Genomic DNA, 6,455 nt, shown 5'->3' on the forward strand with positions numbered 1-6,455 from the left:
CTTCGAGGAGACTGCTGACGCACGCTCCACATCCGTAGCGCGGGCTTTACCGATTTCTATACCGACCTACTCGAAATCGGACTTGGAAATACTTTTAAAAATTCTTTCGGATAAAATCGGAATCAACTTTTGCATACCGCAGATGTTCAAATGTGTGTAGTCTCCGAAATCGCTCCTTTGAAAAACACGACTACCTACTTTTAAAATCGGAATTTCCTTTTCTATAAGAATCGATTCCCAGATCGTTCCTTGCGGGAGAGACGAAATTCTTTCGTCAAAATCGGGGCGAAACGGTAAGGAGAGGGCTAACACGGGAACGTCCTTCGATTTTAGATACGCGAACAAACTCTCCCAAGCTTCCAAAGCGGACTTTCTCGTTTTCCGAAGGGCAAATTCGGGATTCGGCGGTAAATCGATCGGATGCTCGTTCGGAACACAAATACCGTCAAAAGAGGTTCGGCTCCCCCAATTCAAGTATCCTTTATTTTTTGAATATTCAATTTCCAGAAATCGATTTTGCTCCTTATTTCGCTTCCATTTTTCGAACGGGTTCCCGTGTAGAAGCCGATCCAAATTCTTTTCCGAGTAGCTAAACTCGTCCCCTTCTCCCGCGATTTTCAACGAGGTGGAAACTCCCGCGTTCAGACGCAGAAACGGAAAAACTCTTCCTAAAAGGTAAAAAATTCCGTTGGAAAGAGTTTTGAGATAAAAATCGCTCCATTGTCGCGTTGTAAAAATTTCAGAATGAAAAGAATCGTAATTCAACACAAGACTTCGATGAGCGCTCGCAACATCCATATCCGAAAGAGAAAATACGGAACCGTTAACGATCACAAGATGCGGTTTGATTCCGATCTCGGTTTCGTAGTCCTTGTAACGCAAAAGCATCCCTTCGGGTTGTTCCGAAGGCCGAGGTAAAAACCAGATCGGACGGCCGATTTTCTTTTCCAATTCCTGCGGATGAATGCCGGAAAGAATCTGACTGTCTCCCAAAAATACGACGGGAGCCAAATCCTTCGATCTCTCGAAACTCGATTCCGTTAACAAGGAAGAATCGATTCTCGAAAGGCGATCGTATAGAAAGGAATTTTTTTCCTGGAACCGAACTAAAAACGGAAATGTGAAAAACTGAATTACGACGAGGGAAATCAAAACTGCGGTGGAATAAAAGATTAAGTTTTTATAATTCATTGCATTCTGCTTTGCAAACAAGCCTTCAGTAGGTTTTCATACACGCAAACGATCCTATAAACATTTCTCGAAGGACATTTTCCATAAAATTTGAAACGTATCCGAGTTCGAAAAAGAGTCACGCGAATATTTCGCATGGATCACAAGCATTTTTAATTTCGACGGTTTGTCGGAACAACTTTTAATTTATCCTTGCCAAACATACGAATTGGCTCCGCACATACTTCTTTCTAAAATTGAAAGTAAAAGAATTCCTTTTTCTCAAATACTCCGAAGAGAAAAAACAACACGGTTATCCCGAAGGACAAAGGAATCCATCGACTCGGTTTATTCACGATCCGATCCAAAAAGGAATCCGTTCCGCCAGAAAAGATCATCCAAGGCTCCACGACAATCAACGGAAGCAAAAGAAAAAGCAGCTTCCCCGCAAAAATCCCATTCCAATAAAATCCCGCCGAAGCATTCAAAACAAAAACCCAAAATTCTCCCGGAGATCGAACCTGAAACAAAAGCAGACCCAAAGCGAACATCCAGAAGGTGAGCAAAGCCCCTCCGACCTTCAAAACCAATTCCAAAATTCGAATATTCGAGGAAACGAATTTAAGAACGTATTTCTGAAAGAGATTATATCCGACCACCTGCAATCCGCAATAACAACCCCAGACGAAATATCCGTATGTCGCCCCGTGCCAAAGACCGCCCAAAACCCACACGATCATCAGATTGACGTTCTGTCTCGAAAGGGAAACGCGGTTTCCCCCGAGCGGAATGTAAAGATAATCGCGGAGCCATGTGGACAAGGAAATATGCCAGCGTTTCCAAAACTCGGACGGACTCGAAGAGATAAACGGAAAATTAAAATTGAGGGAAAGATGAAAACCTAGAGCCTTGGCAAGCCCTCTCGCCGCGTCCGTATAACCGCTAAAGTCCGCATAAACCTGAAAGGCAAAACAGAACGCGATCCAGAAAATCATACCCGGCTCCAGATTCATTCCCGGTTCCATCGCTCTTCCCGTAAAAAGAAGAAGATGATCTCCGATAAAAACCTTCTTAAAGATTCCCCATAAGAAAAGAATCGCTCCGGACAAAAATCCTTCGCTCGTAACCGTTCGTTCCTTTTCGATCTGAGGCAAGAGAGAGTCCGGCCGTTCGATCGGACCTGCAAGAAGCAAAGGAAAAAAGAGATCATACACTCCGAAACGGATAAAATTCGCGCAAGGCAGAATTTTTCCGGAGTTTATATCCGAAAGATAACTGATATTGTGGAACGTATAAAACGAAATTCCGACCGGCAGAAGAATTTCCGGAATCTTCACCGCGGCATTCGGAGACAGAACACCCAAAGTATCGTTCCAGATATTTAATAAAAATAGAATATACTTAAAGAAGATCAGAATCCCCAAATTGAGAACGATCAAAAACACGAACCATCTTCGTTTGTCTACTCCATCCGCTTTGCCCAAACGGATTCCGCCCGCAAAGTTAAACGCGATGCAGAACAAAAGAAGAAAGACCATTTCCGGTTTCCAGAAACCGTAAAAGAACAATCCTCCGAAAAACAAAAGACGGTTTTGTCCGAGCGTTCCCAAGCGCAGATAAAGAACGTAGAATACTATAAAAAATACGAGAAAATTTAGAGAATTGAAGAGCATTCTCTATCAGGATTCTTCGAGGAGTTCGAGAATTCGCTCCTTTTCTTTCGTGTCGGCGGGATAACAAAGAGTGTGTTGAATCACGGAAGTTTGAAAATCTTTAGACTTGCGGTCCGTATCGTTGAGTCTGTTTTTGATCTTTCGGATCAGAATCTGCGTTTCTTCGCGGTCCTTGCCGTCTAGAATCACCGCGAATTTTCCCTGACCGATTCTATAGTTATAATCGGCTTCGGAAAGATTCTCCTGGATTGCCTTGCGCAATTCTTCGCTGTAAGAAGCGAAAAAACCGGAGCCTTTGAGTTTTACCATGCGCGATACATTCTGAACTTTGAATACGGTCAAACTAAAGGAGCTGGCCAGTCTTGCCGCCTTGAGAATCATTTCCTGGATTCGTTCCTCTACCGGACTAAACGGATCTTTGAATACGGAATCTCTTTCCTCGATGAGGAGAAGATTGGAAAAAACCGGAGCGAGCACTTCCGAAATTCCCACTGCGGTCTCCCGATCCGTATCGGTCCAAGGAACGTCCGTTTCATGAACGATCAGCATTCCGACTAACCAGTGTAAGTTGATAAATGGAATCACGATAAAATCGGACATGAGACCGAGTTCGTCGTTGGATAACTTCTGCATCAACTCGGGATGTTTTCGGAAGTTTTCGATCCGAAAGACGCCGGGAATATTGGAAACGATTCCTACGATGGAACTTTCCAGAGGAAGCGTAAAATTGCCGACGTGTTCGGGTGTCAACAGGTTGGAAGCGAACACTCGAAACTCGTTCTTCGTATGTCCGTCCAAAATCATAAAGGTCGCGCGTCTTACCTTCAATTCTTCCTTAAAGGTTGCGATCAGTTTATCATACGCCTCGTCCATGCTTCGAACGGAAGCGTAATCGCGCGCAAGCGAAATGATCAGTTCGTTGGTGCGAATTACTTCCTTCAGGCTTTGGTTTTCCTGATGGAGTTGTTCCGTATCGTAGATTCTTCTATAAACGGAACCTGCGATTTCTCCGATGATCTTCAGGAACTCGAGATCCTCGATCGTATAATCCTCTCCGCTGATCGTTTTGCTCAGAATCATAATCCCGAAAAAATCGTCGAGATAACGGATCGGAACCAAAAGTTCCGCTTCGGATTGCTGGATGATTTCTCTTTCTTTTGCGGGAAGCGCGGGTTTTAAAAGTTCCTTCGCGTACAAAACGGAACCGGCGTTTTTTACCGCATGATAGATTTCCTCTTCGGAAGAGATCGTCCATTCCTGATTGAAGTTCTCGCCTTGATAATCTTCCAAACGGAAGAATTCCTGATTCCCGTTTTTCGAGGAGAAAATTCCGATCGACTCGCTTCCGATTTGTCCCATGACCGAAAAGAGAAGATTCTCGAAGAAGTTCGCAAAGTCGGTGGAAGCGCCGATCTCTTTACTGATTTCGAAGACGGAAATATAGTTATCCAATTTTTTTCTGGAAGCGATCTGCAGATCGATCGGAGAAGTGGAGAAGTTGGAATCGTCGTCGAATAAAAATTCGCCCTCCTCTCCCGAAGCTGCCTTTGTGTCCTTTTTAGCGGGAGTCCGATTCGCTTCCTGCTCGGCTTCCTTAACCCAATCTCCGAAAGGATCTTTTTCCTCGAGATCAAAATTGGATTCGTCCTCTTCGTTTTCGAAAGACGGAAGTTCGTCCTCTTTTTTGTTAAGCGAAGTCGTTTCCGGGGCAGTTTCCTCTCCGAAAAGTTCGTCCAAACTGAAATCGTCCGAGTCGGACGTCTCCGCCTGCGGCGCGTTAAACGGATCTTCCGTCAGCTCTTCGGTATGAGTTCCTTCCGGTTCGGAAAGTTCCGGCGGAAGTTCCAAGAAATCGGTTTCATTCTCCTCCGAAACGGCCGAAGGCAAATCGTTATCAAAGGAAGAATCGGGAAAGTCCGCTTGAAAATCATCTCCGTCCGGTTCGGAAAGATCGGATTCGGACGGGGCCCCAAAGTCGGATTCAAAATCCGAACCAGCGGTTTCGATCGGCGGACGGGAGAAATCCTCGGACGGAGGAGGCAAGGTCGCGGTGGAAGCTTGCGGCTCGGAGATGTCAGACGTTTCGTCTAACGTCTCACTCCGCATTCCCAAAGCTCTTTGAAGAAAACTTTTTTTGGTGCGAAAGGATTCCGATTTTTTTAAAAGGGATTTTTTTTCGCCTGATTCTTGGCTTTTAGACGAGGACGCGCCGGAGGAATCGGATTTGACTAACTTACTGACCCTCTCGAGCAAACCCATCGATCATACACCAATCTGCTTCATCAGTTTTTTATAAAGTTCGAAATAATCGGACTGGGAGAACTCGCGGATCAAATCATCCGGAAGATTTCCGAGAAGTTCGTCCAGATACGTCATGATCCGTTTCATCTCGTCTTTGGAAGGAACGGCTTCTCCTCCGGCGGAAGGAGCGGCCGGTGCGGCGGGTTCTTCCGGAGTTTTACGCAGCTCTTCGAGAGGGGAAAGTTCTTCCTCGTCCGCGTATTCGTCGAGAACGATGACCATCTCTTCGTCTTGAACGGTTTCTGCTGTGGGTACGATTCCTGATTCACCGCTTAACGGCTGTAATGCGGATACGTCTTCGTCCATAGACTCGAACGCATCCAAATCGGAAGCGACAGGAAGTTCTCCGAGAATTTCGTTTAAGTCCTCGCCTTCCTCTTCCGGAGTTTGAACGTCCGAAAGGAGATTTCCAAGTTCGTCTTCGGACAACGCGATCGGCCCCTCGTCCTCTTCCGTCGGTTCTTCGGAAGTAAGAATATGATCGAGTTCATCGGTGGAAAGTGCGATCGGTTCCTCGTCTTCCAACGGAACTTCTTCTTGTTCCGACAAAGGAGCATCCCAATCGATTTCGCTATCCGCTCCGGGGAATTCTTCCGTTGCAGTAGCTTCGGCATTGTCGGTGAGAATGTGATCGAGTTCGTCGGTGGAAAGAGCAATCGGCTCTTCCGCTTCCAGATCCGAGTCGGTAGTTTCGGCAAGAGGAGCGTCCCAGTCGATTTCGCTATCCGCTCCGGGGAATTCTTCCGTTGTAGTAGCTTCGGCATTGTCGGTGAGAATGTGATCGAGTTCGTCGGTGGAAAGTGCGATCGGTTCTTCCGCTTCGGCTTCGCCTCCGTCGAGAAGAGAACCCGATTCCGGCTCAAAATCAAAGGAAGAAGTTTCGGTCGGAACCTCGTCGGAAATATCCAGATCACCGAAAGAATCCATCGTGGATGAAGGAGTTCCCACACCCTCTTCTTCCACGTTGTCCGCAAGTAAATTGCCCAGTTCCTCGTCGGAGAGGGCAATCGGTTCGTTATCTTCCGCGTCCTCGATAAAGGAATCCGCAGGGGTTTCCGTTTCCAATGAATCGAGATCGTTTGTAGGAAGTTCAAAGTCGTCGAAAGAAAGTGCATCGTCGTCCAACGACGCGCTCGTTTCCATTGACGCCTGACCGATTCCGTCCAATTCGGAAACGGGCAATGAAATGAGATCGTCTTCTTCTCCGGAGGAATCGGGTGTTTCAAAATCGAAACCGGATTCTTCCAAAGTGGACGGAACTCCGGCCCCTTCTTCCACGTCGGAAGAAAGAAGGTTTCCGAGTTCTTCTTC

General features: G+C 46.3%; 4 protein-coding genes (1 of these 4 running past the window's edge). All 4 read right to left on the reverse strand.

All coding sequences use genetic code 11. The features are described from left to right. Positions 1-66: 66 nt before the first annotated feature. On the reverse strand, positions 67-1,191 hold the full coding sequence (locus LFX25_RS12740; RefSeq protein ID WP_238730574.1) for a hypothetical protein: 1,125 nt from the start codon (positions 1,189-1,191) through the stop codon (positions 67-69). Positions 1,192-1,421: 230 nt separating this feature from the next. Continuing rightward, complete coding sequence (locus tag LFX25_RS12745) at positions 1,422-2,843, reverse strand: MBOAT family O-acyltransferase (RefSeq protein WP_238730575.1); 1,422 nt, start codon at positions 2,841-2,843, stop codon at positions 1,422-1,424. Positions 2,844-2,849: 6 nt separating this feature from the next. Next, positions 2,850-5,102: a GAF domain-containing protein gene (locus LFX25_RS12750; RefSeq protein WP_238730576.1), complete on the reverse strand. Its 2,253-nt coding sequence runs from the start codon at positions 5,100-5,102 to the stop codon at positions 2,850-2,852. Positions 5,103-5,105: 3 nt separating this feature from the next. Next, positions 5,106-6,455, reverse strand: the end of a protein-coding gene (locus tag LFX25_RS12755; RefSeq protein WP_238730577.1) for a midas domain-containing protein. 1,779 nt of this gene lie beyond the right edge of the window; only the last 1,350 of its 3,129 coding nucleotides appear in the window; its start codon lies off the right edge, out of view; it ends in the stop codon at positions 5,106-5,108.

The sequence above is a fragment of the Leptospira sanjuanensis genome (assembly GCF_022267325.1).
Lineage (GTDB): Bacteria > Spirochaetota > Leptospiria > Leptospirales > Leptospiraceae > Leptospira > Leptospira sanjuanensis.